We start from the raw sequence: 26,156 nt of genomic DNA on the forward strand, positions 1-26,156 counted from the left end.
AAGAAGCACGCGTCGCCCGCGAACGTGAAGAAGCCCGCCTCGCACGCGAAGAAGAAGCACGCGTACGACGCGAACAAGAAGACGCCCGCATACGACGCGAGCAAGAAGCACGACGCGAAGAAGCACGCGTACGACGCGAAGAAGCTCGAGCACGGCGCGAAGAAGAAGCACGCCTACGACGCGAAGCAGAGGAAGCCCGCGTACGACGCGAAGAAGAAGAGGCCCGCGTACGACGCGAAGAAGAGGAAGCCCGCGTACGACGCGAAGAAGAGGAAGCCCGCGTACGACGCGAAGAAGAAGAGGCCCGAGCACGACGCGAAGAAGAAGAGGCCCGAGCACGACGCGAGGAGGAGGAACCGCGTCGTCGCGGTGGGCTCCGTGGTGCGATGGATCGACTGCGTGGGATGGTTGGGCTTGGTGGGGACGATGCTCCGCCGATAGCCCGAGAAGGAGAGAACCAGCCTACCCGGGAGCCGGAACGCGAGCTGGCGCCCCCGCTCGGGTCTCGCAACAACCGTTCGGAAAATCAGCGTCAGTTCATGAAGGACGACTTCATCAAGATGTGGGAGAAAAAGATCGGCCGTGAAATGACCCCTGAGGAGCTGAAAACCCTCGATCGAGGGTGCATCGGTGTTACAGCGGTGCGCCTCGGCGTGGATGGTAACCCGCCGCTGAATCTCTCCTTTGATGACCCTATTGCACATCAGGCGATTGCGAAGGCTCAGAAAGTGTTGGCGCCCGGCGATGCAGCCAACGGCAGGGTGTCGGAGGCAAAGCATTTACTTGCGGATGCGCGCCGAAACCTCGCAAAAATACTAAGGGATGGTGCAACCGAGGACTCCCAAGTCGTGAGAGACGCGCGCACGAGAGTCGAGAGGAATGAAAAGAACGTAGCGGAAGCCGAAGCCACTGCAAAGAAGACTTGGGCGAAGATATCCGACGAATACAAAGCGGAAAAAGCCAGGACGGAGGCGAAAATCGAAGGTGGTATGCGCACCTTCGAGAAGGTATCGAAGTATGCGGAGAAGTTCAACGCGATTCTTGCGACCAAGCCAGCAAATGTCATGGAATTCATGCGACTGGTGAAGGCGGATAAGGACCTCGCGCAGTTGAGCAACGTGGATACGTGGCTGCCGGACGGCAATCCGTCGGAGTGGGAAGCTGTCATCTTCTCCAAACACTTCTGGTCCGGCAGCCGTGACGGCGTACCCGATCCCGCACGCTTTGCCCCCGACCCGATCACCGGCCAGGTGAGTATGTCGGGCCAGTTCACCACCGCGAGTCGCGGCTATATCAACTTCGACTACGGTTGGTACGACCCGCAATCAAAGAGCTGGTGGCATGCCAACCATATGGAGTACACAAATGCTGATAAGCGGGCATCGAGTCCGATGAAAGTTTATCAGAGTTCCCCGAGGACATTCTTCACCGGCTACACGGATTTCGACAGTTCGGTGATTTCTATCGGATTCGTGCGTAGGCCGCCGCAATGACCATCGATACCGACGACCTTGTGAGGAATTATGGATCTTGAACAATACGTCAACAGCACCGTCACTCTGTACGGTTTAGCCGAGGATGCCATGGCCGGGGCCATCCTTCTGTGCGGCCCGAGTTCCCACGTCTATATCGATGGACTTCAAGAATGGAGCGATAGTGACCGGTACAGCGCCTTCGAGGTCACCGGCATGCTCGTCAAGGAGGGTGATGACGCCGATCTCGTCTCCGATGACGGCAGCGTAGCGCACGGTATCGGAGAGCATTATGTGATGAAGAACCCTACTTGGGAACGCATCTCCTGAATCCGGCGGATTACATCGACAGAATTCCGCCGAGCTTTGACCGAGGATGACGACGGCGCGGCCGAACAGCCGACGGCCGTTGCTCGGCGCCCGCTCCATCGCCATGCCGACCGCGGCGGACCATAGCATCAGATCATGGCGCGCACCTGCCCCTGCGGCTCTAGCGGTCAGTGCTGTCGAGTGATACAGGGTGCCGGGGGTGTGAATGGCGTGCTGCAGGCCGACATGGGCGTCGCGTCAGAAGCGCTGCATGACGTGCTGCCGCCGCACCGCACTGCCGCCGGAGCGTACGAATATCTCGTCGACCGCTGCCACCGCTCGCCACGCGCAGCGAATCTGGTTGCGCCGCACCAGCGAACGGTCTTCGAAGGTGATCGGCGTGCCGGTGTCGGCCAGGTCGTGGAGGCAGATGCCGTCCAACAACTGGGTGCGTGAGGCCGCGTCTACTCCACACGTGCCACCACGGGTCGAGTACACCTCACCAAGCCGAGTTGGGCCAGGCCATGCCGAGCCGTTTCGTGACCCCAGATCAAACCCGGGCGCCAATTACCTTGTCCCATAGGGCGTTCGACCGATGACGCTCCGCCCACTCGGCGGCGTCGGATCGGGTGGCCGGAGTCAACCGGCTGCGGGTACTGCTCGGCTCGATCTTCCCCGCACCGGAAGCCGCGTTCGACCACTCGAACCGGACCCCGGTTGTTCGGCGGTGAAGGATGACGCATCCTGTAGGGCGAGCGGCACTCGACGGGTCCGGACACTCGTCAGACGGTCCGGACGCTCGTCAACGGTGTTGCTTACGTAGTGAAGAGAAGAAGCTCGTTGGCCAGTCGCCACACAGGCGGGCGTTCTGCCAGCGGATGAGTGGAGGACCTATGAGAGAGATCCACCCTGACGTTCAAGCCGCGCTCGACACGTCGCGGGAGTTGCGGCACCGCGTTGCCGACATGCGCGAACGAGCCGATCGGATCTTTGCGCGGCGCCCGTCCCCGAGCGGCTTGGTCATCCCCGAGGTCGACGCGATGGGACGGCTGCGCGATCTGTATCTGGCGCCAGGAACCTGTGCCCGGTTCGACAATCAGGAACTGGCCGCCGACATCATGGCCGCCATCAAGGAGAGCGCCGCGGACGCGAAGCAGCAGTACAACATTGCCATGAACGACCCCGCCAATCTGCCGCGCCCGCTCGAGGAAATCATGCGGGAACGCCAAGCCAGAACCGAGGCGGACCAGCAGGTTCCCAACTTTGGGAAGGCAGAACAATGAACCTGGAATAGGTGGCGGGAAGGATTGACCAAACATGCCCAACTACTTGGATGTTAGGCCGGAGGAGCTGCGCGAAACCGCCAAGCAGCACGATCTCGCCGCCGCAAACATCCGGAAGTGGGGTGAGATCCCAGACGGTTGGCTCGCCGGATTCGAATCTTCTTACGGCAAGATGGCCGACCCGGTGCGGGCATCTCTGGTGGACTACTACAACAGGCGCCACGACAAGGCGGAACGCCTCGCCGCTAACCATGAGCGGACGCGAGACCGATTGATCGCGGCGGCAGCGGCACTCGAAGACACCGACCGTACCAACGGGGGCGACATCGTCCGGACGGGTGATGTCGACCGGGAGGGGCCGCCGGTCGGTCCGACACCCGGCGCACCCCCGGATCCCGTGGCGAGGGTGGACACCAGCCCGGTCCACGACACCCAGCCGGAGCAGCCTTCCGCCACCACACCCGCCGCCCCTGGCATGCCGGACGAGACCGGCCACCCCACCCAGGTTGCCCCGCCACCGCCCGCATCGGCACCGCAGACCTACGACACCGCGCCCGCCGGAGCTTCCGCACCGACCTGGACGACACCGCCCACGATCGACATACCGATGACGCCGCCCACGATCGGCATACCGGAGCCGGACGCCGACATACCCGGAACTCCGGCGGTCGAGGCGAACAACGCCCCAGACATGGTCAGCGACGCGAACAATGCCCCAGGCTTGGTCGGCGACGCGAACGATGCGGCGGGCATGACCGGCGGGATAGGTGCACCGCTGGTGCCGGGCCCGTTCGCGGCAGCAGTCGGCGATGCGGGCATGGCCCGCGCATTGCCGACACCACTGGCGACGGGCCCCTTCGCGGCAGCGGTTCACGTGGCCGAGGACAAGCAGACGCTACCGTCGTTCGTGGTAGGCGAACAGACTGAAGACGACTTGGTACTTGCCCGCACTCTGCTCGCCGCAACCCTTGCCGCCGTAGCTGATTCGGCGCACCGTCTGGAATGGGCGGTGGCGGTGCTGCGCACCCCCGTCGGGCCCGTCGTTGTGCTGACCTCTACCGAGGGCCGTGGCTGGCTGCCTCCCGGACTGTTCCTGCCGTCGGAGGTCCTCGTCCCATGGAAGTGGGTCGATGCCGCCCTCACCAACGCGGGTCGAGAGGCCATCGCGGCATTCGAGGGCACCACCGACCCGGCCAGGATGCTCGCCGAGTTCGGCCGAAAGATGCGTCACATAGGTACCCGAATCAGCGCCCTGGTGTCGTCCGTGGCAATCCCCGACGCCCTGCGCGCAGCCCTCGGCGCAAATGTCGCCGTCGAGGACTGGGTGTCGGCGGTCGAGTCCGCCGTCGACTTCACCTTGCCCGGTGTCGGACTGGTCGACCGGCTCGCGCTGGCCGGCTCGGACGAGTTGCTGCGACAGGCTGCGACGGTGCCCGAAACGGAAATTCGGGCCAAGTGCCTCGAACTGGCGCAAGCCGCGGATGCGCGAGTCCGCGCGGCCGTCTCCAGCATCGACGCGGAGCTCTCCACACACCGCGCCCTGCGGCAACGGATCCTCGATGCACTACACGCTGGTTTGCCCATCCCGGCGAGCTGGTGGGATCAGATGCGCGCTGCCGATGACACGGCGGCGGCGACACTGCGGTCGCGGCGGGTGGACGTGTCCCATGTTCCCGCCGACGTCCGCCTGGACTTATCCGACACGGAAGCACTGCGCGGCATGGTTTTCGAGCGCCGTGCCGACGAACTGTTGCTGTTGCTCGCCATAGGCGAATCCGACCGGCAGACTCTGCGCGACGCGTTCTATACCTACGGCCAGATAACTGAGCACCCAATGTTCTCGGCGACAGCATCTGTAGTGGCGACGCGGACAGCAGGAACGACCGATCCAGGTTGGGCGGTCCCGAACGTCGAGATTGCGCGCAATGTCGGGCCAGGCGCCTACGGCGTCAGTTCCGTCAGCGTCAATTTCGTCGATCGCGGCGGAGCTCCGTCGTCCATCGCTGATTTGCTGAGAGGTCCGGCGGAGTCCGAGGGCTCCGGCGAGCAGAGGAGAGCCTGATGGGAAAAGCAGAAGAAGTTGTCGATCAGATAGAAGGCTACGACACTTATGGTGGCGGCGGTTTCAACAAGGGCGAGGCCGAGAAATCACTGAAGGCTCTGCATGAATTGAATGCAGCCGATTTCAAGAAGGTTGTGAATGATCTCGACCCCGGCATTTCACAAATGCTCTTCAACGCATCCCGCAGCAACAATTTGCATGAAAAAGAAGAATACAGGAAAATTGTAGCCGCGATCAAGTCCGGCGATACGACAGATGTCGAAAGAGACAAGACTGCGGCGGCGACAGCGGCGGCGACAGCGGCCGAGACAGCGAAGTTCGAGAAGTACGGCAAAGTCGGAATAGACGACGAGAGCACACATCTGGAGCGAGTTAAATTGTGGCGGCCGAAGGGCCGCAGTGCCGCTCTGGATTTGCTGATCACGGACACCGAGTTCACAATGCAGCGGGGATTCGATACAATCGCCATTAGTGATCCGAAATCCGCGCCCGACTTCACCAAAGTGCTCGAAGGTAACGACGTCACGACCGTGGATGGCTGGTCACACATCAGAAACGAGCACACAAGCCTGAAAACGCAACTGACTGACCGGCAGGATACATACAAAAAAGCTCACGGTGAGGTCAAAATAGAAACCCTCGACACTGAGCTACTGGGCAAGCAAACCGTCAAGAACCTCGTGACAATCAAGGAAGAACTCGACAAGCACCTCAAGTACGAGCCGCCTACCACGAGGGAGGGCGACAATCTCACGGAAAGCTCCGGGGGCCCTGCCCAGTCCCAAACACGGGTCACCGTCTACGCGAAGCACACGGACGCGAATAACAAAGAGCTTGTTGTCGGCAGCTTCTACCTGACCCCTGAAGCGGAACAGCGTTACTACGTCAGACACATCGACGAGGCTGCCGAGAAATGGCATAGCGATTACAAGAAAGCGATCGAGGAATTCCAGAAGAAGGCTGCGGCGGTCGACACAAAGAATGACGACGCCGACGACCACAGCGGCGGTAAAGACACCAAAGGTGGTAAGGACACCAAAGGTGGTAAGGACACGTCCGGCACCACCGGCACCACAGGCACCACCGGCACGACAGGCACCACCGGCACGACAGGCACCACCGGCACGACAGGCACCACCGGCACGACAGACTTCACGGGCGAATTCAAGGACCTGCTCACCACAGGGGAGGAGGGCGCGGACGGCTCTGTCCTCCCGGCTTCGGACACCAGCACAACCGGCGATTCCACTGGCGATGGGTCCAAGAACGACGCTCTTTCCCGTATCGAAGCAATGATGAGCGGGATCGGCACGCAGCCGCAGGTCACGCAGGCGGGCGGGTCGAACTCCGGGGCGTCGGGTGGGGGGCAGGGTTCCGGATTCAATCCGATGTCACTGCTGGGTCCGCTGATGGGGATGGGTGGGATGGGTGGTGGTCTAGGTGGGGACAAAGCCACCGCGGCCAGCTCGCAGATCGCCGAGGAGAACGCGAACCTTCGCAGACGTCTGCGAGAGGCCGAGCAGGGCAAGGCAACTGCGTCGGCGACCGCGACGACTCCTGGTGCACAGGCACAGGCGGTGCCTGCGGTGGCAGCCGATCCGACGGCACCACCGCCACCGGCGACTGGGCCGAACGCCAAGGTGGATTTGAAGTTGGAAGGTGCTTCGCCACAGCAGGTGTCGTCGGCGGTGGCAGAGGCGGTGCAGAAGGCGATGAACGACCCGACTGGCGATGCGCGCTCCGCCTACCAAGGCACGCGAGGAGATTCGACTACGTGGCGCCCGGTCGAACTCGCCGATCTGAAGACCGGCGATGTCGTGGAGTGGGAGGATCGCAGCGGCGTGCTCGTGAAGACCGACGATGGCTGGGGCATCATCTCCAACAAACAGGTGGTGCCGTTCAATCAGCACTTTCCGCCGGACGATGGCCATGGCCGTTTCGGCGCATTCGTACGTTTCGCGCACCCGAGTGGCGCCGACCTCGACAACTCCGGACAAGCGCCTGCCGCGCCGCCCGCGGTTGCGGCACCCGCCTCACCGCCGAGACCGCCGGCCGTTCCCACGCCTACCGGGATCTGACGTGAACGTGGTACTTGACGTGACCGTAGGAGCATCGGTGCCACGGTCGGCCGATTCCTCCGCACTCGCCGCCCTGCCTCAAATCACCGGACCCACCCGACAATTCCGACGATGGTGACGGCTGGAGCTGCCGGAGATCTCCTGGTCGACTTGGCCGAGCGGTTGACGCTGCGTTGCGATCCGACGCCCCTGCGAGCCATGGTGGAACGCGCTTCCGGCGGGCAGTTGGAGCCACTAGCGCCGGATGGACGCCGGGCCAGCACGCTGACCGCCTCTGGTATTCCGCTCGAAGTCAGTGTGACCGGCGGTCTAGGCAAGGTCGCACCCGCCCTTCGCTATGTCACCGAGACCGCGACGCAACAAACGGAGTTCGGCCCTCGCGTCGCTGCTCAAGTCGCGGCTATTCGGGATCTCGTCGCATGGTTGCCGAACGCGGATGAGGCGGTCGCAGACATGCTGCAGACCTTCGTCTCAACGCTGTATCCCGATCCGGCGACAGTTTCGGGACTGCATCGCTCCCCCACGTGGATAGGGGTCGTCCACCATGCCGCGGCGCCACATCATGCAGCCCGCCTCAAGGTATACGGCGGTCCGAAGATCGTGCCGGGGGCGCTGGACCGGTTGTGCAGTGCATGGCCGGGATTCGCCGGTTTGGTGTCCGTACCCGACCACGAGCTGCTCTTCAAGCCTGTCGGTGCTGCGCTCGAGGTGGACGCGCGAGGCGAGGTAAACCACAAGATCTACCTGAGGGCCCGGCTCGACGACGTCGCCGTGCCGATGAAAATGGTCCGCTACTTTGGTGATCCGGCATGGGAAGTGCTGTCCGAGCTCGTTCGGTGTGGCATCGACGCGGCCGAACTCCACCGGCAGAGATTCTTCGTCTGCTGTTCGCGCGGTACCGGCGCCCCCGCCTTCGGGCTCACCCTGATCCCGAAGGAACACGACGACATGACGTGGCTCGTACGCGAACTCGCGTCCCGGCATTACGGCACCCCCCATGCCGTCGACGCCCTCGCCCTGGCAGCAGAATCGTGTGGGGCTACCTTGCGTTACTCGGGAGTCGGATTGGGCTCCTCCGCCGACCACGGCGTCGACAAACTCAACGTCTACGGGACACCCACATGGGGACCCTGTAGTGCATAAGCGATTGACTGCGGGGAGTTCCCCACTCCGGGAAGGCCCATACTCGGGTGCGAGCCGGTTTCCCGAAGGTGCGGCCACTAGTTCCTGTGAGGTTCCCATCGCCGAGTTCACCACTGACTTCGGCGGGTTTCGACGCGCCGTCCCACAGGCCGTGCACCGGATGCCCGCCGCGTTTCCCTCCGCACTGCTCAGCTCTGGTCGATCGTTGACGCTGCGCGGTGCGGGACATTCCGTTGATGGGCAGACTGTCACCGATGGTGAACTACTCGTCACCTACGCGCCGGACACCGCGGCCGCGCAAATACGGGACGTTGGCGAGGGCCTGATCGAAACACCCGCCGGTATGAGCTGGTACGAGCTGGAGCGTTACCTGAACCGCCACGCCAGAGCCTTCCCTGTGCTGACCGACTACCTGCACTTATCGGTAGGCGGAACCCTCTCGGTGGGCGGCATCGGAAGCAACTCGGTGCGGTACGGCATGCAGGTCGATCACGTGGAGCGGATCCAGCTGACCGACGGAACAGGAGCCAGCCGATGGTGCTCGCGGACCGACCATCCGGAGCTGTTCCGGTTCGCACTCGGCGGGCTCGGTACCGTCGGACTGATCGAACGGGCCGTGCTGCGCACCGTGCCGTACCACAGCAACAGCCACGTGCACCGCGCGCAACATGCCGCACTGAACGAACTCGTCGAGCACACCGAACGGATCGCACAGCGCGAAGATGTCGACATCTACTTCGCGTCCCAGCGCGGCAGCATGCTCCGCTCCACCACCGGCTGGAGCGGCAGCGATCTGCAGCGATGCGGCGACGAGAACTGCGCGATTGTGGCCCGCTTACCGTTCAAGATGCACCATGAAGTCACACGGATGGCCACTCAGCCCTCGGACCACGTGCGCCTGTGGACCGATTACCTCGTGCCTGCCGGGCAGCTCGCACCGATGGTCGCGGCCGTGGAGGCACTACAACACCGAGCTCCGCTGAACCGTGGTCTCTCGGCCTTGTACATCTTGATCGTGCGACGCCCCTCCGACCCAACCCAATTCGCCTTCGCCCCAGTCGGCACTGCCCCTGTCTCGATCGGACTGGGCGTGTACACCTGGATCGACCGCGACCCGGCCGCCATCGCCGCCACCCGCCAAGTGTTTCGCGACCTTCTGGCTCGCTGCTGCGAGCTGGGCGGACGTCCTTACCTTTATGGCGTCAACGACATCGACGACTCGCTGGCCGAGCGACTCTACGGAACCGACCTGGATCAGCTTGCAAAGCTGCGCTCCTCGCACCGACTGGAACACATCAACGCCCACCTCCCGCTCGTGAAGGCCACCGTGCCTACCTGATCCTGGCCGGGTCCAGGGTTCCTCCCTGTTTTCAGTCGCCTTCGTAGACCGTCTTGAATGCGTTCTCGGTCAGTCTGACCGGTCTCGCCAGGGTGGATCCGTCGGAGTCGACCATCGTTATCGGCGTGCCGCTGGTGAGAGATCGCGTTCCGTTGGTCGTAAAGGCGATGATCTCGTCGAAGTACACCACGCCGAATCGAGCCAGCGGATTGAACGGGGCGTTGAGCTGGCTTCGGCTGATACCCGCGTCGATTGTGACGGCTGGCGGGAATCCGGTATCCATCTGGAAATTCATGGTCTGGGACGTTGTTTCGTTGGCCAAGAAGTAGGCTGCGGTGCCGGCGGAGTTGGTTTGCAGGCACAGGGTGGCGGTAATCGCATCGCCTGGGCTGACCGGAAGGGCGACTTGCGTTCCGTTGTGGATCTGAATCTGAGCGGTGACGTTCTGGGCGGGATCGACGGTCATTTCCACATGGACATCGAGGAACCCGAGGCCGAGGAATGTGTGGAAATGATTCGGCTCCATGCTGGTGGGCCGGTGGTTCAGGTTCGGTATGGTCCAGGTCGCAAACAGCTCGACGAACGGCTCGGTGCTGAACAGCGTGTATCCGCAATCGTCTCTTTGCGACAGGCCGAAACTCGCTTCCCCGGTGACAGGCTCCGTCGGCGTATCGGCGGGGATCAGCTCGGGCTCCAAGTGCTCGAAACTACCGTAGCGGCGCGCGCCCTGCTCCCACAGCGCTGACAGCCCTGGCTGTGTCCGAGGGTCAGGGCGCGGCGGCAGCCCGTGCCGCGCGAGATCTGTTCTGGTCGCGACGAGCGCGTCGAAACCCTGTGGCGCAGGCGGGAAGACCCGCGCTCCATTCGTATTGGGGACGACTTTTCCGACCATGACATCCGTCCTTCCTGCCGTTGCTCAATGCATTCGGATTGAAAGAGACATCCACTCGCGCTCCCGCGCAGATCGAACGATCCAGATCATCAGTTTTGCGCACAATCGATCATCACGCGCTTCGGCCTCCGGTTCGACGAGTCGGATCCTATGCCTATTCGACAGCAATGCACCGCCGCTACCGGCTAGCCACACTCATATCGAGTGATTCCACGAGCGTCTCACCGACGTCGAACACAACTGCGGTGATCTTCGGCTTGGCCTTTTCCCAGCAGAAGAGTTCTTTGTCAGTCTTAACGACCGCTTGGGCGGGGTGCGGCGACGTCAAGCGAGCCGTAGGACGAACCAAGCTGCTGTGTGGGGCCTCGGAAGGTTTTGCGGTAGGCCGAGGGGGTGGTGCCGATGGCGCGCCAGAATTGTTCGCGCATGGTGACCGCGCTGCCGAATCCGCAGAGTTCGGCGATGCGGTCGATGGGGTAGTCACTGGTTTCGAGCAGGCGCTGTGCCATGACCGTGCGCTGGGTAGCCACCCAGGCGGCGACGCCGGTGCCGACGGTGTCACTGAAGCGGCGGGTGAAGGTGCGGCGACTCATGTTGGCGCGGGCGGCGAGCCGGTCGACAGCGAGGTCCTCGTCGAGGTGTTCTATGGCCCACCGCAGTGTGCTCGTCAATGGATGCTGGGAACCCGTTGCGGGCAAGGGGTGTTCGATGAACTGCGCCTGCCCGCCCTCGCGATGCGGTGGGGTAACCAGGCGGCGTGCGACCCGGTTGGCTAGTTCGGCGCCGTGTTGGCGGCGCAGCAGATGCAGGCAGGTGTCGATCGCGGCCGTGGTCCCCGCCGAGGTGACGATGTCGCCGTCGTCGACGTAGAGGGATTCCCTATCCAGCAGTACATCCGGGAACCGGCGGGCGAACACATCGGCCCATTTCCAATGGGTGGCCGCCGGTCGGTGCGCCAGTAGACCGGTGTCGGCGACGACGAACGCACCCAGGCACAAACCGACCACTCGCGCACCGTTGTCGTGGGCGATGCGGATCGCGTCGATGATGGCAGGCGGGGCCGGTAGGTCCGGATCCGGCCAGCTGGGCACGATCACCATCGACGCACCCGTTACCTCGTCGAGGCCGTGACCGGTCGAGACAGTGAACCCCGCGGTCGTGGTGATCGGCGCCGCCTCGGGCGTGCAAACACGGATTTCGCACGGCGGCAACTCAGGTGAGGGCTGTTCCTCGCCGAATACCAGGCACGGCACCGACAGGTGGAAAGGGTTGATCCGGTCGAACGCCACGACGGCGATCACATCCACCGCTGTCCTCCCCGCAACCTCGTTGGCCCAATTCCGTTGATTGTAGGCACACGAGCCACTGTCGGGCGGGGGCCGGTCACGAGATCGTGGACGCCGACCCTGATATCCCGTGAAAGGAACCCCATGAATTCGCTCGCTCCGAAGCGTGCTCACCACATGCGTCGCATCACTCGCACCATCCTGCCCGCGCTGGCGGTGGCAGTCTCGGCAACCGCGTGCGAGAACACATCTGCCGCCCCCGCACCCGCCACGACTTCACCGACACCGGCCTCGACCGCGCAGGCACCGGCCAACGCCCCTGCCATCTCATTCCCGTCCGGCGATCTGGTCTGGCGCGACCTTCCCGACAGCGGCGGCGTCGAGTTCGCCGATGTCCGCGGCGACCTCGCCGGGCACGGACCGTATGAAGCCTTCGTCAAATTCCCTGCCGGAAAAGACAATCCGATGCACTACCACACGAGCGACCTGCCAACTGTCGTGCTCAGCGGTACGTTTTATGCCGTCTTCGACGGCAAGAGGATCGAGTACCCTGCCGGGTCCTTCTACACCCTTTCCGCCGGCATCCCCCACCTGAGTGGATGCGAACCCGGCACCGAATGCCTGCTCTTCCAATACCAAACCGATAACTTCGACCTCGTCCCCACAGCTGCCCGCTGACCCCTTGCACCGGAGGCTGTCCAGCCCGGGCGGGACAGCCTCTCCGCACGTCTCCACCCCGCGACCCGCAGACCTTTGCGAAAGATCCGGCTGGCAAGTCCGCAACCAACCCCGCCAAGCCGCAGGCCACTCACACCGAGCCGTCCGCATTCATGTCCGGGTCGACGCGGCGCAGCGCTGACGCCAGCCATTCGGTCCGGCGGTGCTCGGCCGGCATCGCAGCCAGCCCCTGTGTCGCCTCCCCGATTGCTTCGGCCGTGTGCCCCAGCAGCGCCAGAACGCCACCGCGCTGCACGGCCCCGAATCCGGTGCTCCACCAATACATCGACGCGGGAGGGTCGATGCCGTCCGCCGCTTCGATCGCCGCATCGGCCAGGGCGAGCGCGCGTTGCGCTTCGCCCGTCTCTCTGTGCGCGGCCAACAGCTCAGCACGCCGCATTCGCCCGTAGGCGGTGATGATGGGGTGTGCGTCCCGCACCGCCAGCGCGGCGTCCGAAAGGGCGACAACCGCGCCGTAATTCCCCGCGCTCACAGTCACGTAGCCGAGAAAACCCAGGCTGTGCGCAAGCCGGTCCGGATCGCGGGACGCCTTCGCCAGGTTCACGGCCGTGCCGAGGCTGCGCCGGGCGGCGGCGTCGGCTCCGATCGCGTGCTCCAGCCATCCCCGATATTGAACGACCTCGGATGCGATGCCCGCCGACGCTTCGGCGCGCGCTGAACGCGCCTGGCCCGCAAACGTCTCGGCCATCTCCGCCATACCCCGGACAGCGGGTAGAACCGTCAAAGCCCCTGCCGCGTCCTCGATTCGGCGCGTAGCTGCCAGCACCACCCCTACGTCGGACAGGGCGGCGGTGTCCACACCGGCTGGCATTCGCGCCACCGCCGTCAGCCGTCCCAGGTCCACGTCCAGCACCCTGTCGTAGGCAGCGGCGACACCGGCAGGCACCGGGCGCTGGCCGGTCTCGATCAGCGACAAGTACGCCTTGCTGTAGTAGCTCCGCTCGGCCATCGCGCGCAGCGAGATACCCGCTGCCTCGCGAGCGGCACGCATCAGCGCACCGGGTTCCATAGGACCAGCCTAACGCGCATTGTCCGGTGTAGACGGCTGTGGACGCCGAACTACCCGGTTCCCGAACTATGCACGCCTAGCGTATTTTTCAGCCCAGCCTCCGGGTCGATGCCTTGGTAGTCCCCGGCGGTGGGTGCATACCAACCGGACGACTGAAGGGGGCGCGAGGTGGACGCGATCGGATGGATAGATCCGTCGTCGCCGATACCGGAATGGGATTCGGCGCAGGTGCGGCGGTTGGCACGGCGGTTGGGATACGCGCTGCGGTGGGCCGATCCTGGTTCACCGCTCGGCCTGGCCGAACAGGTCGAGTCCTCGGGGGCCGATGTGCTGCTGTTGTCGTCATCGGCGCATGCGGACGTGCTGACGTTGGATCGGGTGATGGCGACCGTCGATGTCGAATGTGCCGCTCCTCGCGCATCCTTCGGCCGCTGGTCGCCGGTCGCCGGAGTCCACCGATGATCATGCTCGGGTGGGTGGCCGTGATCGGGCTACCTCTGGCCGTGGTCTTCGCGGTGATCTTCTTGCCCGAGCGCATCCCGAAAGAGCGCACGGTGGAAGCGATTCGGCAGCGGTTGGAGGATGAGGAATCCGGCCGCCCGGTGGGCGCGCAGCGTGTCGTCCGTTCCTGTCACACCTGGCAGGCAGGGCTCATCTTCGGGCGTGGTCGTCGATGATCCCGGTGAGTAGGTTGACCAGCTGGCGGCGCTGGTCTCCCGAAAGGGCGGCGAGCAGTTCGTCCTGGGCACGGTCGAGCCTACGGTCCAACTCCTCGAGATGATCGGTGCCCGGTTCCGTAATGGTGACGACATTGCGGCGGCGATCGCCGGGGTCGGGGCTGCGATCGATCAGACCACGCTCGGCCAGGTCATTGAGCGCGGCCACGATATCGCTGCGATCGATGCGGGTGCGGCGGCCGAGGTCTGCCTGACTGGCGGGACCGAACTCACACAGAGTGGCGAGCAGCGCGTAGTGATGCCGACGTGACCCGGTATCGGCAAGGGCACGCTCGGTGGCGCGATCAGCCAGGACAGCGACCTGGTTGACCAGCCGGGTCGGCAATCCGCGCAACCTGCTCGCTGCGCCGTCATGCGCTATCTCCATGCGCCCAATCTACCAACACTTGTTGGTGACACCCACAACCGCTATTGTTGGTGTCACCCACGTTGGGGTGACCAACAATAATGCCGAAAGGGCCGCCCGATGAACAAGCTCCGCCGCACACTCCCGATCCTTGCGTTGCCGTTGGCGCTACTGGCTACCGCGTGCTCGACCGGCGCCACCGCGACCGAGGATGACTCCACCCGGCGTCAACTGCGAGAACTGCTGGACCGTCAGGAGATCCAGGCCTTGGTCGACCGTCTCGCAACCGCCCTCGACGAAGGTCGATTCGACGCGTTCAACACGATCTACACCGCCGACGTGAAGGCCGAATCCCCCGGCGGCGAGGCGCAAGGACGTGATGCCGTGATCGCGCTGGCCAGCCGGAACCATTCGAACGAACGGCGAGCTCCGCACTACATCAGCAACGTGCAGATCGACTTGGCGGGCGACCACGCGGCGGTCCGTACGAACGCAGTCCTCGCGATCGTTCCGACATCCACCGTGGACGGCAAGATCGCCCCGGAACCCCTGTTCACAGCGGGAGGGACCTACCGATTCGATGCCGTCCGCACTCCCGAAGGCTGGCGATTCTCACGCGTGGAAACCGCACTTGTCTGGACCACAGGCACCCTGCCGTCCTGATCCGGTCACACCGATTCCCGGACTCCTGGCCGACGCGACTACCGCCATGGACGCATCTGGCCGCCGCCGCGTCGGCCATGTTCGATGCGGAACGCTGGAATCGACTGATTGCCTTCATGTTTCGGACCTCCTCAGGCCATCCGGTCGAGCAATAGGGCAAGAACCTCATCAGCGGGCTTCATGGCGGCGATCCTGCGCGCCATCTCGGACGCGGCCACCGCGAACGACGGGGTGCCCAGGACTCGAACGGCGGCAGCACCTGCCTGGCGGGGATCTTGGATGACCGCTGCGGCTCCCACCGCTGCCGCGCGTTCGGCATTGAGCGGCTTGTCCAAGCCCAGCGGCAGGATGACCATCGGAACAGCCGCACCCAACACCGAAAGCACTGTGCCCGCACCTCCGGAGGTGACCACCACATCAACCCCGTCCAGCAGGTAGCGCATGGGGACGAAACCCGTCACGTGGACCCGGCTCGCGTCGACGGTGAGATCCTGCGGGTCCGACGCGGGGTTGACGGCCACAACGACATTCACATCCTGGTCGAGGAGCGACTCGATAATCGCGGCGAGCGTGCCCCCAGGTCGATCCGTGCACCGCCGAAGAACTCGGCCACCGTCGCCAGACTCATATCGGTACTGGCGTCGGCCCCGGTACGGCGGTGCACTTCGGCTAAGGCCGCCCCCAGCGTCGCACCGGCCGAGAGCACCTCGGCGGGAGCGACGATGTCGGCGACGGATCCGTGGGTCAGAAAGGCGGTGACGTGCCCGGCCCGGCGGGCCGCTCTTTCGAGCGGGACCAGTGGCAGCAGATGGCCATGAGCGGGCGTGCTGGAGAACAGAATTCGCGTGCGCATCACTGCGCCGTCGCTGACGTCGACAGCGGCGATGCTTGATCACCCGAGGCAGGGTTCGGTTCTGGCAAGAAGTCCAGTAGCAGTTCGTTGACTTGGTTCGGTGCCTCGAGTTGCATCCAGTGGCCGATGCCGTCGAGACGTTCATATCGCCACGACCCTTTGACGTACTTCTCGTTGCCGAGCATCGATTGCTCGGTGAGGAACGCGTCGTCGCTGCTCCACACGCCCATCATCGGTGCGAGTACCGGTGGAAGGACGGGTGGATCGACGAGGAACTCCGGTCCGGCTCCGGTGCGGTACAGCCCCAGGCTGGTGCTGAGCGCCCGCGGGTCACGCATCCGTTCGATGACCTCGAGCAGGTCCGGATGGCTGGCGAGCCATTGCCGGGTGTTGGCGAAATCGTCTTGCGAGAGCCAGCGTTCGGCGATGCCCAAGGACTGGAACAGCAGGAAATACCAGGACTTCTCGCGTTGCGGCAGGCCTGCGCCCACTACCGCCGCCGGAGTTCCGACCGACAGGGTGGTAAGGCTGTCGACCCGCTCGGGATGCAGCCCGGCGAGCAGCACCGACAGCGAGGCACCCCAGTCGTGTCCGATGACGTGGGCGCGCTGCACGTCGAGGTCGTCCAGCACGCCCACCAGATCGGCGACGTACTCGGCGAGCTCGTACTGCGCCAGTTCCGTGGGTTTGTCCGAGGACCCGAAGCCACGCAGATCAGGCGCGATCGTGCGAAAGCCAGCGGCATTCAACACCGGCACCTGGTAGCGCCACACGGCGTGGGTGTCCGGATAGCCGTGCACCAGCAGCACATCCGGGCCCGACCCGCTGACCTGTACCCGCAGTTCGATGCCATTGGTTTCGATACGCATTACTTCGCTCCGATCACGGTGAGCAGCTCGGCACGGAACGGGCCGGGCTCGGGATAGCCGGCAGCACCGCTGCCGAGTTCCTTGATTCGATCGAGCACGCCGGGTCGCGCGAGCGTTTCCTCGGGGCTGCTCAGTCCCGAACCGACATCGCCGAAGGCCCGCAGTACGTCGGGATCCCACAGCTTCGCGGCCTCCAGCGCCTGCCGCAGGTTCCAGTCCTCATCGTCGGTCCGATAGGTGATGCCGTCTTGATAGGGGATGGCGTCGATTTCCAGGTCGATCTGAGCGAGTCGATGCAGATCCCAGGCGGCCGAGGCCTGCTGGGTGGGTCCGAGCGTGGCGTTGGTGATCTCGTCGAACCGGAGTGCGAGCTTCTCCCGATCGCCGATGCCGACCTCGCGCAGCACGTCCCGCAGCAGCAGGCCGTGTGACATGCCCATCGTGAGGCCGAAGCCGAAGGTGGGATTGGTTGTCGCCCAGGCATCTCCGATGCTGAGCAGTCCGGTCACCACCGGCTTGCCGTCGACGATGAAGCGCCGGTGCCGGGCCTCCATACCGGACATGGCCAGCACCCCGGTAAGGGGCTCGCCGTGCGAAGCCCACTGCGCCATACCGGGATACAGCGCTGCGACCCGCTGCCAGACCTCCGGCTCGCTCAATGCCCGCATGGCGCGGTCCTTGGCCGAGACGAACAGGGCAAGGGCCCAGGTTCCCGCATCGCCGGGAACGGTGGTCAGCCCCAGACTGTCGTGGTGTTCCAGCGGCCACGCTGCCTGTTCCGGATAGGATCCGTCGGCGGACCGGAAGTAGCGGCTGTAGGCCAAGAACCCGGTCTCGTGCTTGTCCAATACCGGGGTGGCCGCGCCGATGTCGGTGAGCATCTTGCTCGCGGGAGAATTGCGGCCAAGGGCGTCGACGACCAGGTCGGCGTGGATCTCCTCGCCCTGCGCGGTCCGCACGCCGGTGATGTGCGGGATCCCGGAGGCCGCCGCGCCGTCGGTCAGGAATCCAGCGACCGCGGTGCCCCGGATCACGGTGACCCCGGCCCGCGCGGCGGCATTGCCGAGTCCCTGCTCGATGACGGGCCGGCGAGCGGCGAGCGTGTCGAACCGTTCGTCGCCGGGTTTGCGGCCGCCGATCGCCGCCAGATCGAAGGCGCCGTCGAGCATATTGTGGGTCCGCGCGCCCAGCGCCCGCAGCTCGGTGATGGCGTCCGGCAGTTCGGTCGAGAGCAGCTGATACCCCCCGGGCAGCATGATGTGCGGATGCCGGAACTGGTTGACGCCCGGTCGCCGCCACTGGTCCCAGGCCTGCTCGGCATCGGTACCGGGCCCACCGGAATCCTTGTCCAGCAATGTGACTCGATGACCTTCACCGGCCAGCAGCATCGCCGCGGTCAGGCCGGTAGGCCCGCCGCCGAGCACTACCACGTGCATCGGCCGGCCTTCCTTGGTGGTTCGCATGATGGATCCTTTCGACTCTTCGGAGCAGGTCTGGTGTAACTCTCGGCTGGAATGGCGCTCAGTTCCCAGACCGGAAACTGCTCATTCGCGCTGACGTCTGGCGGTGCCGCGTGCTCCTGCACGCGGCACCGCATCGACATCGGCAGGGTGATCAGGAAACGGCGCCCGCGGCGTCGACGATGACCTTCGCCACGGCGTCGGGCTGCGAGACCGTGAGCGCGTGCGAGGCGCCTGGGATCTCTACGGTCGCGCGGGCCTTGGCGCGTTCGGCCATGAACCGGTGCGCGGCGACCGGGATGTTGTAGTCGGCATCGGGGTATACGAACCAGGACGGCAGGGTCTTCCAGCTGGGCGCACCGGATTTGCCGTTGAGCGCGCGATCGTTGAGCGGGCGCTGGGTGCGGGCGTCGAGGGTGGCCTGCGCGTTGGGCACGTCGGCGGCGAACTGCTTCTGGTACTTCTCGGGCAGGATGTAGAGGTCGGTGCTGCCGTCGGCGAGCGTGACCTTGTTCAGGGTTTCGCCGAGGGTGCTGCCCGGGAACTTGCCGGACAGCTCGCCGATGGTCTCGCCCTCCTCGGGGGCGAAGGCGGCCACGTAGACCAGACCCTTGACCTTGGGGTCGTTGATCTGCGAAATGACCTGTCCGCCATAGGAATGCCCGACCAGCACGACCGGCCCGTCGATGGAGGCGACCACACCGCGGACAGCGTCGGCGTCGCCCTGGACGCTGCGCAGCGGATTGCCCACCGCGATATTGGCCAGGCCCTGCTGGTTCAGCCGGTCGATGACTCCGTTCCAGCTGGCGGATTCGGCGAACGCGCCGTGGACCAGGACGACGGTCGGCTTCACCGGGGCGGGTTCGGCGGAGGCGCAGCCGGAGCTGGCGAGGGTCGCGCTCAGGCCAACGGCAGCGGCGGCGATCTTGGCGGAGTTGGTGATTCGCATGACGGATTCCTTTGCTGTGCAGGGTGTTTCGTGATGGTTTCGGAAATGGGGGGAGTCAGTTCTTCAGGAACTCGAGCAGGTCCGCTTCGAAGGCGGTCCGGAATTCGCCGTGCAGCCCGTGCGCACCGCCGGGGTAGACGCGCAGAATCGAGTTCTTGATCAGCTCAGCGGATTTCACCGCCGAGTCGTGCAGCGGGACGATCTGGTCGTCGTCGCCGTGGGCGACCAGCACCGGTACGTCGATGCGCCGCAGATCCTCGGTGAAGTCGGTCTCGGAGAACTGGGTGATGCATTCGTAGGCGGCGCGGACGCCGGCCTGCATGCTCAGCCGCCAGAACGCGCGGCGCATCCCTTCCGAGGCGACCGCACCGGACCGGTTGAAGCCGTAGAAGGTTTCGCTCAGATCCCAGTAGAACTGCGAGCGATCAGTGGCGACGCCAGTGCGGATGCCGTCGAACACCTCCATCGGGGTGCCCTCGGGATTGGTCTCCGACTTGACCATGACCGGCGGCACGGCGCCCAGCAGCACCGCCTTAGCGACCCGGCCGCTGCCGTGGCGGCTGAGGTAGCGGGCGACCTCGCCGCCGCCGGTGGAATGTCCGACGAGCACGGCGTCGCGCAGATCGAGCGTCTCGATCAGCTCGGCCAGATCGTCGGCGTAGCGGTCCATGTGGTTGCCGTCCCAGGTTTGGGTGGATCGGCCGTGGCCTCGGCGGTCATGGGCAATCGCGCGGTAACCGTGCTCGGCGACCAGGCGGGCCTGGTCGTCCCAGGCGTCGGCGTTGAGTGGCCAGCCGTGGCTGAAGACGACCGGCTGTCCGGCGCCCCAGTCCTTGAAGAAGATCTCGGCGCCATCTGTGGTGGTGAATGTCGATGTCATGGCTATGAAATTACGAAGTGGGGCACCCCTGCCGAATCCGTCGAACGACTGCATCGGCGACTGAGTCGATGACTGAGTCGCGTTGTCGAACCGCGGCGGTTCTGCCAGGCTTCGGGGATGGGAAGCGAGATTGCGGCACCGGCGTCCTTCACCAGAGACGTGCTGGCGACCACACCCACCGGTGGTCGTGGCCTGGTCGGACGCGACCAATACCTGGCGGCTCTGTGGGAACTGCTCGACCGTGCGGCGGACGGAAACGGGTCCGCGCTGGTGTTGCGCGGTACGGCCGGTATCGGTAAGTCGGCGCTGCTGGCGGCGGTCCGGGACGCCGCGCTGGAACGGAACCTGACGGTCCTGTCGGCGGTCGGCGTGGAGAACGAAGCCGGTTTGTGTTTCGCCGCGCTGCATCAGCTGCTACATCCCCTGCTGCCCGAAGCCGTGAAACTGCCACTGGCACAACAGCGCACGCTGCGCGCAGCGTTCGGGCAGGAGGAGGGCGGCCCGGATCTGTTCAGTGTGGCGCTGGCGGCCTTGCAGCTGATCGGGGAGGCGGCGGCGCAGCAGCCGATCGTACTGATCATCGACGACCTGCACTGGCTCGACCCGGCCAGCGCCGACGCGCTGAGCTTCCTGGCCCGCCGCATCGGCAAGGACGCGGTCCTCGTACTGGCCGCCACCCGCGCCGACCAGGGCGATCCGGCGGACCGGGCCGGACTGCCGGATCTGGTGGTCGAACCGCTCCCCGAGGACGCTGCCGCCGAACTGCTCCAGGCGCAAGCGCCGACGTTGACGACCACCGCGCGCCAGCGGCTACTCGCGCAAGCATCCGGAAATCCCTTGGCGCTGACCGAACTTCCCCGTGCCCTGCGGCGCAGCGGCACCGACCGAGTGGTCGAGGAGTTCCCACTCACCGCTCGGCTGGAGGCCGCGTTCGCGGCCCGGTCCGCCGAACTCTGCCCGGCCGCGCGCACGCTGCTCGTCGTGCTCGCCGCCGATGTCGGCTGCGAGCTGCGCCGGTTGCTGTCCGCGGCCACCGAACTCGCCGGCGCGCCGGTAACCGCCGACCATCTGCAGGACGCCCTCGACATCGGCCTGGTCGAATTGTCCGGCGCGGGAATGCGATTCCGGCATCCGATGATGCGCACAGCCATCTACGCGCGCGCACCGCTGACACAGCGTCTGGGCGCACACTCCTGCCTGGCCGCAGCGCTCGCGGATTTCCCGGACAAGCAGCTCTGGCATCGCGCTGCCGCTACCCTCGGCACCGACGACACCCTGGCCGCGGAGCTGGAGGCGTTCGCCGAACGGTCCCGCCGCCGCGGCGCGATCATGACGGCGGTGAACGCGCTGCACCGCGCGGCCGAACTCGCCGAACGCCCCGATCGCACCACCACGCTGCTGCTCGGCGCGGCCGAACTGGCCAGCGAGATCGGCGCCCGCCGGGAAGCACAGGACCTCGTGGACCGCGCCAACCCGAGCGCACTCGCGCCCATCGATCGCGCCCGGCTCGCGACTGTCCAGGAGGTCATCGCCTTCAGCCATTACGACCCGGAGAACCGGATGCTCGAACTGGTCGACATCGCCGGGGACGTGCACCGGGCGGGCAATACCGATCTCGCGGCAGAGCTGTTGTGGCGGGCCGCTTCCCGCTGCTTCTTCCAGGACGCCGCCAAGTCGGCCCGGACAGCAATCGCCGAGCAACTCGATGTCCTCGAGCTGCCCGCGCAAGATCCCCGCCGCCTCGCCATCGAGGCGTACACGGTGCCGTGGGATCGCGGTCCCGCGGTGCTCGATCAGCTCGCCCGGCTCACGCCGGACCGCTCCGATGCCGACACCATGCGCTACCTCGGCTATGCCGCGCTCTTCCTCGGTGACCTCCGGCGCGGCTCCGCCTACATCGACGCCGCTGCCGGGATCGGCCGCAATCAGGGGCGGCTTGGCCTGCTCGCGGGCATTCTGGGGGCGGGCAACTGGAGCCGCATCTGGCTCGGCGAATGGGATACGGTGCGCGCTGAAACCGAGGAATCCCTGGCCTTCGCCGCCGAGACCGGCGAGGAGTTCTACGGCGTCGCGGGACGCACCAACCTGGCCATGATCGCCGCCCTGCGCGGGGAAACCGAACTCGCCGAGGATCATCTGCGCGAGATCCACGCCAGCCCGATGGCCGTCGGCATGCGCTGCATCCAGGTCACCGCTCAGCAAACCCGCGGCATGATCCAGCTGCTCGCGGGCCGCGCCGAAGACGCCTTCGCGACACTGCGGCGCGTCTACGACCCGGCCGACCCGGTCAGCCATCCGATGCGGCGCTGGTGGATCGCAGCCGAACTCGCCGATGCCGCCTTCTCGGCCGAAAAGGTCGACGAGGCAAGGCAATTGCTGGCCGAACTGCCCGCACTGGCGACCCGGCTACCGGCGCCCATGCTGCTGGTCGTCGACGAATACAGCCGTGCGGTCCTCGCCGCCGACGACGACGCGGACGCCGTCTACGCCGCCGCGCTCACCAGCCACGTCGGCAGCTGGCCGCTCTACCGGGCCCGGCTGCAGTTACACCACGGCCGCCGCCTGCGCCGCCAGCGCCGCATGACCGAAGCCCGTGAACCCCTGCGCGCCGCCCGCGACAGCTTCGACGCCCTCGGCGCCGCCCCCTGGGCCGAGTCCGCGCGCATCGAATTGCGCGCCGCAGGCGAGGCCAGCACCCGGCGCGCCGCGAACGCCCGCGACCAGCTCACCCCACAGGAACTCCAGATCGCCACGCTCGCCGCCGAAGGACTCACCAACCGCCAGATCGCCGAGAAGCTCTACCTTTCGCACCGCACCGTCGGCTCGCACCTGTATCGGATCTTCCCGCGTCTGGGCATCACCGGCCGGGTCGAGTTGGCCGCGGCCCTGGGGAGTGTCGCCGCCTAACGCCGATTCGATCACTACCAACGCCGATTCGAGCACTGCTGGGCAGCCGAATGGGCTGGCAAGTGAGCAGCTTTCGCCGTGATCATGGGCTCCTACCCAGAGTGAGGAGTACGAGGCGGTGTCGAACACGGAGATGACGTTGTTGCGGCTTTCGATGCTCGGACCTGTGGAGGTGTGGTTCGGGGAGGATCCGGTGGCGATCCAGCAGCAGAAGCCGCAGACGCTGCTGGCGATGCTGGCCCGGAACGCGGGCCGGGTGGTGTCGATCGACGAGCTGATCGATGGCCTGTGGGGTGTAGACGAGAGTCCTGATTCGGCGGTCGGGGCCATCCGGAATTTCGTGTGGTCGGTGCGCCGGCAGCTGGCCGTCCACGACCGCGCCGACGCCGTGGTCTCGGTGCGCGGTGGCTACCGTCTGGCGCTACCGGTCGATACCGATGCCGATGCCGCCGAACGGCATCGGCTCGCGGCGGAGATTGCCCGCGCCGCAGGCAATCTCGCGGGCGCCGACCGGGAAGCACTGGCCGCACTGACACTGTGGCGCGGCGATCCGCTGTCCGGGCTGCCGGGGCCGTGGGCGGCGATGGAGCGTGCGCGGCTGCGGCGGCTGCGGCGCACCCTGCAGGAGTCTGCTATCGAAATCGACTTGGCAACAGGCGAATTCGATTGCGCGATCGCGGAGGTCGAGGCGTTGCGGATCACGGATCCGCACTGCGAACGGTTGACGGCGCTGATGATGACGGCCCTGCACGACAGCGGCCGCCGGGCCGAGGCATTGGCGGTCTATCTGGACGCCAGGCACCGCCTGGTGACGGATCTGGGCCTGGAGCCGAGCGCCGCGCTGGCCGCACTGCACCAGCGCATCCTCACCGACGACGTCGTGCTGCACCGCTGCGCGACCTGCGCCTGACCCGGAATTGTCGAAGTGAGCAGCTCCTGGACTGGTGAATGAGCTGTAGAGGAGGCCACGGTAGGTGCCGTGCCGGCTCGGAGTGAGCTGGACGGGCACAACGAGGAGACCACATGCCGATTCCGCTCACCGTTCTCGTCGTCGGGGCCGGGGTCGCCGGGCTGGCTGCCGCCGGTGCGATGGATCGCCACGGGCTGTCGGTGGACATTGTCGAGCGACGGACGCAGCACCCGGCCGGGGCTGGACTTTTCTTGCCGGGCAACGCCGTTCGGGCGCTGACCGAACTCGGAGCAGGGTCGGCGCTCAGCACGAATGGCATACCAATCCACATCCAGCGCATTCAGGACGATCAGGGCCGGACGCTCGCCGAGATCGACATAGACCGTTTGTGGCAGGGCGTCGGGCAACCGGTCGGCATTACTTACGACCGGCTGCGGGCGACGCTGGTGGAGAACCTGCGTGTTCCGGTCCGCACCGGTGTCACCGTGCGCGCGCTCACCGAGTCCGAATCCGGTGTGGATGTGGAGTTCAGCGACGGCAGCAGCGGCCGCTACGACGTCGTGGTCGGCGCGGACGGGGTGCATTCGGAGCTGCGCCGCGTGGTGAATCCGCGCGCCGAGGCACGTTATGCGGGGCAGGTCTGCTGGCGGTTCGTCACCTGCAATCGAGCGAATATCGATGACTGGACCGTGTGGCTCGGACGTGGGGCGACCTTCCTCACCGTGCCGGTCGGCAAGGACCGGCTGTACTGCTATGCCGATCTGTCGACGTCCGCAGCCGCCACCGCAACGCCAGCAGAATCCCCACTGGCCGAGCGCTTTTCGAATTTCGACAGTCGAGTTCGCGACCTGCTCGCGGGGCCGGACGCCGCCGCGGCCCACTTCTCCCCCATCGAGGAAGTCACCGACCCGACCTGGCGGACCCGGCGAATCATCCTGATCGGTGACGCCGCGCACGCCAGTTCACCCAATATGGCCCAGGGCGTGGCGATGGCGGCCGAGGACGCCCTCGTCCTGGCTGAATCTCTCAGCAGGACCGGCGAACTCGAGCATCTCCTGGAACGGTATCGGCTGCGGCGTCTCGCGCGCACCCGGTGGGTTCGGGCGCGGACCCAGCGGCGCGACAGCACCAGAAGCATGGCCCCGATTGTTCGCAACGCGGTGCTTCGTCTGGCGGCGCCCCGCATCTACGAGCGCGACTACGCCCGCCTCCGCGCCCTGCCGTGAGAAAGCCCCGAAACCTTGCTGCTCAGCACTTTCGAAAAGAGGAACTCGAATGACTGTCGTCTTCGTCCATGGCGTCCCGGAAACCGCCGCCCTGTGGGACAGCCTGCGCGCCCACCTCGACGGCGACAGCATGGCACTGTCGCTGCCCGGCTTCGGGAGCGCCAGACCGGAATCGTTCGCCGCCACCAAGGACGCATACGCGGACTGGCTGGCCGCCGAGCTGCACCGAATTCCCGGCCCCATCGACCTGGTCGGCCACGATTGGGGCGCCCTACTGACCTACCGTATCGTCACCAAATACGATGTCCCACTGCGTAGTTGGGTAGCCGACGGAGCGGCCATCATGCACCCGGACTACCGCTGGCACGAGCTGGCCCAAACCTGGCAGACCAGCGGCGCCGGCGAGGAATTCGTGCGGCAAGCGACCGATATCGACACCCGCATGGGCAACTCCATCCTCGATCTCTACCGTTCCGCCACCCCCAATCCCTACCGCGACTGGGGGCCCGACCTGAAGCGCTCCACCGCGCCAGGACTCGTCATCACCCCGCTGCAAGACCCCTACGACGATTACCAACCGGCAGCCGAAATCGCCCGGCAACTCGCGGCGAACCATTACCTGATGCCGGACGCGGGCCACTGGTGGATGGTCGAGCACCCTGCGGCAGCAGCCGAAGCGCTGCAAGACTTCTGGACGTCACTGTTTCCCGCACACGGACCTTGGCTTTCCTGGTGAATCCGCGAC

26 protein-coding genes and 1 pseudogene are annotated in these 26,156 nt (G+C 65.7%); 16 read left to right on the top strand and 11 right to left on the bottom strand.

Annotation, left to right across the window (positions count from 1 at the left end; translation table 11 throughout):
• From ACFQZZ_RS18505 to ACFQZZ_RS18515, 3 genes and pseudogenes are all read left to right on the top strand, one after another.
• Positions 1–441 (top strand): annotated as a pseudogene (locus ACFQZZ_RS18505) (hypothetical protein); the annotation flags it as partial.
• 98 nt (positions 442–539) lie between these two features.
• Complete coding sequence (locus tag ACFQZZ_RS18510; protein ID WP_378681918.1) at positions 540–1,493, top strand: hypothetical protein; 954 nt, start codon at positions 540–542, stop codon at positions 1,491–1,493.
• A 30-nt stretch (positions 1,494–1,523) separates the two neighbouring features.
• Positions 1,524–1,802 carry a hypothetical protein gene (locus tag ACFQZZ_RS18515; RefSeq protein WP_378681921.1) on the top strand — a complete coding sequence of 93 codons (279 nt, stop codon included), beginning with the start codon at positions 1,524–1,526 and terminating at the stop codon, positions 1,800–1,802.
• Between the two features lie 237 nt (positions 1,803–2,039).
• Here ACFQZZ_RS18515 and ACFQZZ_RS18520 read toward each other — a convergent pair whose 3' ends face one another.
• On the bottom strand, positions 2,040–2,279 hold the full coding sequence (locus ACFQZZ_RS18520) for a hypothetical protein (protein ID WP_378681924.1): 240 nt from the start codon (positions 2,277–2,279) through the stop codon (positions 2,040–2,042).
• Between the two features lie 395 nt (positions 2,280–2,674).
• On the opposite strand from ACFQZZ_RS18520, the gene ACFQZZ_RS18525 reads away from it, so the two are divergent.
• From ACFQZZ_RS18525 to ACFQZZ_RS18545, 5 genes are all read left to right on the top strand, one after another.
• The gene (locus ACFQZZ_RS18525) at positions 2,675–3,064 is read left to right on the top strand and encodes a hypothetical protein (protein ID WP_378681926.1); all 390 of its coding nucleotides are present in this window, start codon (positions 2,675–2,677) and stop codon (positions 3,062–3,064) included.
• 34 nt (positions 3,065–3,098) lie between these two features.
• On the top strand, positions 3,099–5,126 hold the full coding sequence (locus ACFQZZ_RS18530; protein ID WP_378681929.1) for a type VII secretion target: 2,028 nt from the start codon (positions 3,099–3,101) through the stop codon (positions 5,124–5,126).
• Complete coding sequence (locus ACFQZZ_RS18535; RefSeq protein WP_378681932.1) at positions 5,126–7,204, top strand: hypothetical protein; 2,079 nt, start codon at positions 5,126–5,128, stop codon at positions 7,202–7,204. Before ACFQZZ_RS18530 ends, ACFQZZ_RS18535 begins: the two co-directional genes overlap by 1 nt.
• A 111-nt stretch (positions 7,205–7,315) precedes the next feature.
• The gene (locus ACFQZZ_RS18540) at positions 7,316–8,347 is read left to right on the top strand and encodes a hypothetical protein (protein WP_378681935.1); all 1,032 of its coding nucleotides are present in this window, start codon (positions 7,316–7,318) and stop codon (positions 8,345–8,347) included.
• A 160-nt stretch (positions 8,348–8,507) separates the two neighbouring features.
• The gene (locus ACFQZZ_RS18545) at positions 8,508–9,686 is read left to right on the top strand and encodes an FAD-binding protein (RefSeq protein ID WP_378681938.1); all 1,179 of its coding nucleotides are present in this window, start codon (positions 8,508–8,510) and stop codon (positions 9,684–9,686) included.
• 31 nt (positions 9,687–9,717) lie between these two features.
• On the opposite strand, the gene ACFQZZ_RS18550 is transcribed toward ACFQZZ_RS18545, so the two are convergent.
• Together ACFQZZ_RS18550 and ACFQZZ_RS18555 are read right to left on the bottom strand one after the other, a co-directional pair.
• A complete protein-coding gene (locus ACFQZZ_RS18550; RefSeq protein WP_378681940.1) occupies positions 9,718–10,383 on the bottom strand; it encodes a G1 family glutamic endopeptidase in 666 nt (221 codons plus the stop codon).
• A gap of 488 nt (positions 10,384–10,871) precedes the next feature.
• The gene (locus tag ACFQZZ_RS18555; protein ID WP_378681943.1) at positions 10,872–11,885 is read right to left on the bottom strand and encodes a GlxA family transcriptional regulator; all 1,014 of its coding nucleotides are present in this window, start codon (positions 11,883–11,885) and stop codon (positions 10,872–10,874) included.
• Between the two features lie 123 nt (positions 11,886–12,008).
• On the opposite strand from ACFQZZ_RS18555, the gene ACFQZZ_RS18560 reads away from it, so the two are divergent.
• Complete coding sequence (locus tag ACFQZZ_RS18560; RefSeq protein ID WP_378681946.1) at positions 12,009–12,542, top strand: cupin domain-containing protein; 534 nt, start codon at positions 12,009–12,011, stop codon at positions 12,540–12,542.
• A 130-nt stretch (positions 12,543–12,672) separates the two neighbouring features.
• Here the strand turns inward: ACFQZZ_RS18560 and ACFQZZ_RS18565 are convergent, their stop codons facing one another.
• Positions 12,673–13,611: a helix-turn-helix domain-containing protein gene (locus tag ACFQZZ_RS18565; protein WP_378681949.1), complete on the bottom strand. Its 939-nt coding sequence runs from the start codon at positions 13,609–13,611 to the stop codon at positions 12,673–12,675.
• Between the two features lie 168 nt (positions 13,612–13,779).
• Between ACFQZZ_RS18565 and ACFQZZ_RS18570 the strand changes: the two genes are divergently transcribed.
• Together ACFQZZ_RS18570 and ACFQZZ_RS18575 are read left to right on the top strand one after the other, a co-directional pair.
• Entirely contained in the window at positions 13,780–14,073 is a 294-nt protein-coding gene (locus tag ACFQZZ_RS18570; RefSeq protein ID WP_378681952.1) for a hypothetical protein, read from the top strand.
• Complete coding sequence (locus ACFQZZ_RS18575; RefSeq protein WP_378681955.1) at positions 14,070–14,288, top strand: hypothetical protein; 219 nt, start codon at positions 14,070–14,072, stop codon at positions 14,286–14,288. Before ACFQZZ_RS18570 ends, ACFQZZ_RS18575 begins: the two co-directional genes overlap by 4 nt.
• Here the strand turns inward: ACFQZZ_RS18575 and ACFQZZ_RS18580 are convergent.
• Positions 14,263–14,715: a MarR family winged helix-turn-helix transcriptional regulator gene (locus ACFQZZ_RS18580; RefSeq protein ID WP_378681958.1), complete on the bottom strand. Its 453-nt coding sequence runs from the start codon at positions 14,713–14,715 to the stop codon at positions 14,263–14,265. The genes ACFQZZ_RS18575 and ACFQZZ_RS18580 overlap by 26 nt on opposite strands.
• Positions 14,716–14,814: 99 nt before the next feature.
• Between ACFQZZ_RS18580 and ACFQZZ_RS18585 the strand changes: the two genes are divergently transcribed.
• Positions 14,815–15,357, top strand: a complete 543-nt coding sequence (locus ACFQZZ_RS18585; RefSeq protein ID WP_378681961.1) for a nuclear transport factor 2 family protein — start codon at positions 14,815–14,817, stop codon at positions 15,355–15,357.
• A 131-nt stretch (positions 15,358–15,488) separates the two neighbouring features.
• Here the strand turns inward: ACFQZZ_RS18585 and ACFQZZ_RS18590 are convergent, their stop codons facing one another.
• The 6 genes from ACFQZZ_RS18590 to ACFQZZ_RS18615 form a co-directional block, all read right to left on the bottom strand.
• The gene (locus ACFQZZ_RS18590) at positions 15,489–15,890 is read right to left on the bottom strand and encodes a glycosyltransferase (protein WP_378681964.1); all 402 of its coding nucleotides are present in this window, start codon (positions 15,888–15,890) and stop codon (positions 15,489–15,491) included.
• Positions 15,887–16,210 carry a hypothetical protein gene (locus ACFQZZ_RS18595; protein WP_378681966.1) on the bottom strand — a complete coding sequence of 108 codons (324 nt, stop codon included), beginning with the start codon at positions 16,208–16,210 and terminating at the stop codon, positions 15,887–15,889. Before ACFQZZ_RS18595 ends, ACFQZZ_RS18590 begins: the two co-directional genes overlap by 4 nt.
• Positions 16,210–17,079 (bottom strand): alpha/beta fold hydrolase, encoded by an 870-nt coding sequence (locus ACFQZZ_RS18600; protein ID WP_378681969.1) that lies wholly within the window; start codon positions 17,077–17,079, stop codon positions 16,210–16,212. The genes ACFQZZ_RS18595 and ACFQZZ_RS18600 overlap by 1 nt, the downstream gene beginning before the upstream one ends.
• Positions 17,079–18,542 carry an NAD(P)/FAD-dependent oxidoreductase gene (locus ACFQZZ_RS18605; RefSeq protein ID WP_378681971.1) on the bottom strand — a complete coding sequence of 488 codons (1,464 nt, stop codon included), beginning with the start codon at positions 18,540–18,542 and terminating at the stop codon, positions 17,079–17,081. Before ACFQZZ_RS18605 ends, ACFQZZ_RS18600 begins: the two co-directional genes overlap by 1 nt.
• A 151-nt stretch (positions 18,543–18,693) precedes the next feature.
• Positions 18,694–19,488 (bottom strand): alpha/beta fold hydrolase, encoded by a 795-nt coding sequence (locus ACFQZZ_RS18610; RefSeq protein ID WP_378681973.1) that lies wholly within the window; start codon positions 19,486–19,488, stop codon positions 18,694–18,696.
• A gap of 55 nt (positions 19,489–19,543) precedes the next feature.
• Positions 19,544–20,368: an alpha/beta fold hydrolase gene (locus tag ACFQZZ_RS18615; protein WP_378681976.1), complete on the bottom strand. Its 825-nt coding sequence runs from the start codon at positions 20,366–20,368 to the stop codon at positions 19,544–19,546.
• A gap of 117 nt (positions 20,369–20,485) precedes the next feature.
• Here ACFQZZ_RS18615 and ACFQZZ_RS18620 point away from each other — a divergent pair, with 117 nt between their 5' ends.
• The 4 genes from ACFQZZ_RS18620 (at position 20,486) to ACFQZZ_RS18635 (ending at position 26,147) form a co-directional block, all read left to right on the top strand.
• Complete coding sequence (locus ACFQZZ_RS18620) at positions 20,486–23,275, top strand: ATP-binding protein (RefSeq protein ID WP_378681979.1); 2,790 nt, start codon at positions 20,486–20,488, stop codon at positions 23,273–23,275.
• Positions 23,276–23,393: 118 nt separating this feature from the next.
• The gene (locus ACFQZZ_RS18625) at positions 23,394–24,185 is read left to right on the top strand and encodes a BTAD domain-containing putative transcriptional regulator (RefSeq protein WP_378681982.1); all 792 of its coding nucleotides are present in this window, start codon (positions 23,394–23,396) and stop codon (positions 24,183–24,185) included.
• Positions 24,186–24,298: 113 nt separating this feature from the next.
• A complete protein-coding gene (locus ACFQZZ_RS18630; protein ID WP_378681985.1) occupies positions 24,299–25,411 on the top strand; it encodes an FAD-dependent monooxygenase in 1,113 nt (370 codons plus the stop codon).
• Positions 25,412–25,460: 49 nt separating this feature from the next.
• Complete coding sequence (locus tag ACFQZZ_RS18635) at positions 25,461–26,147, top strand: alpha/beta fold hydrolase (RefSeq protein ID WP_378681988.1); 687 nt, start codon at positions 25,461–25,463, stop codon at positions 26,145–26,147.
• Positions 26,148–26,156 lie beyond the last annotated feature (9 nt).

This window comes from Nocardia sp. GCM10030253, from assembly GCF_042675075.1.
Taxonomy (GTDB): Bacteria; Actinomycetota; Actinomycetes; order Mycobacteriales; family Mycobacteriaceae; genus Nocardia.

Excerpts from the sequence above, each read along its gene's own strand:
- ACFQZZ_RS18565 (WP_378681949.1), bottom strand. The coding sequence starts at position 13,611 with ATGGAACCCGGTGCGCTGATGCGTGCCGCTCGCGAGGCAGCGGGTATC.
- ACFQZZ_RS18525 (WP_378681926.1), top strand. The coding sequence starts at position 2,675 with ATGAGAGAGATCCACCCTGACGTTCAAGCCGCGCTCGACACGTCGCGG.
- ACFQZZ_RS18580 (WP_378681958.1), bottom strand. The coding sequence starts at position 14,715 with ATGGAGATAGCGCATGACGGCGCAGCGAGCAGGTTGCGCGGATTGCCG.
- ACFQZZ_RS18535 (WP_378681932.1), top strand. The coding sequence starts at position 5,126 with ATGGGAAAAGCAGAAGAAGTTGTCGATCAGATAGAAGGCTACGACACT.
- ACFQZZ_RS18560 (WP_378681946.1), top strand. The coding sequence starts at position 12,009 with ATGAATTCGCTCGCTCCGAAGCGTGCTCACCACATGCGTCGCATCACT.
- ACFQZZ_RS18635 (WP_378681988.1), top strand. The coding sequence starts at position 25,461 with ATGACTGTCGTCTTCGTCCATGGCGTCCCGGAAACCGCCGCCCTGTGG.
- ACFQZZ_RS18620 (WP_378681979.1), top strand. The coding sequence starts at position 20,486 with ATGGGAAGCGAGATTGCGGCACCGGCGTCCTTCACCAGAGACGTGCTG.
- ACFQZZ_RS18595 (WP_378681966.1), bottom strand. The coding sequence starts at position 16,210 with ATGCGCACGCGAATTCTGTTCTCCAGCACGCCCGCTCATGGCCATCTG.
- ACFQZZ_RS18615 (WP_378681976.1), bottom strand. The coding sequence starts at position 20,368 with ATGACATCGACATTCACCACCACAGATGGCGCCGAGATCTTCTTCAAG.
- ACFQZZ_RS18530 (WP_378681929.1), top strand. The coding sequence starts at position 3,099 with ATGCCCAACTACTTGGATGTTAGGCCGGAGGAGCTGCGCGAAACCGCC.
- ACFQZZ_RS18630 (WP_378681985.1), top strand. The coding sequence starts at position 24,299 with ATGCCGATTCCGCTCACCGTTCTCGTCGTCGGGGCCGGGGTCGCCGGG.
- ACFQZZ_RS18540 (WP_378681935.1), top strand. The coding sequence starts at position 7,316 with ATGGTGACGGCTGGAGCTGCCGGAGATCTCCTGGTCGACTTGGCCGAG.
- ACFQZZ_RS18545 (WP_378681938.1), top strand. The coding sequence starts at position 8,508 with ATGCCCGCCGCGTTTCCCTCCGCACTGCTCAGCTCTGGTCGATCGTTG.
- ACFQZZ_RS18510 (WP_378681918.1), top strand. The coding sequence starts at position 540 with ATGAAGGACGACTTCATCAAGATGTGGGAGAAAAAGATCGGCCGTGAA.
- ACFQZZ_RS18610 (WP_378681973.1), bottom strand. The coding sequence starts at position 19,488 with ATGCGAATCACCAACTCCGCCAAGATCGCCGCCGCTGCCGTTGGCCTG.
- ACFQZZ_RS18515 (WP_378681921.1), top strand. The coding sequence starts at position 1,524 with ATGGATCTTGAACAATACGTCAACAGCACCGTCACTCTGTACGGTTTA.
- ACFQZZ_RS18605 (WP_378681971.1), bottom strand. The coding sequence starts at position 18,542 with ATGCGAACCACCAAGGAAGGCCGGCCGATGCACGTGGTAGTGCTCGGC.
- ACFQZZ_RS18585 (WP_378681961.1), top strand. The coding sequence starts at position 14,815 with ATGAACAAGCTCCGCCGCACACTCCCGATCCTTGCGTTGCCGTTGGCG.
- ACFQZZ_RS18575 (WP_378681955.1), top strand. The coding sequence starts at position 14,070 with ATGATCATGCTCGGGTGGGTGGCCGTGATCGGGCTACCTCTGGCCGTG.
- ACFQZZ_RS18600 (WP_378681969.1), bottom strand. The coding sequence starts at position 17,079 with ATGCGTATCGAAACCAATGGCATCGAACTGCGGGTACAGGTCAGCGGG.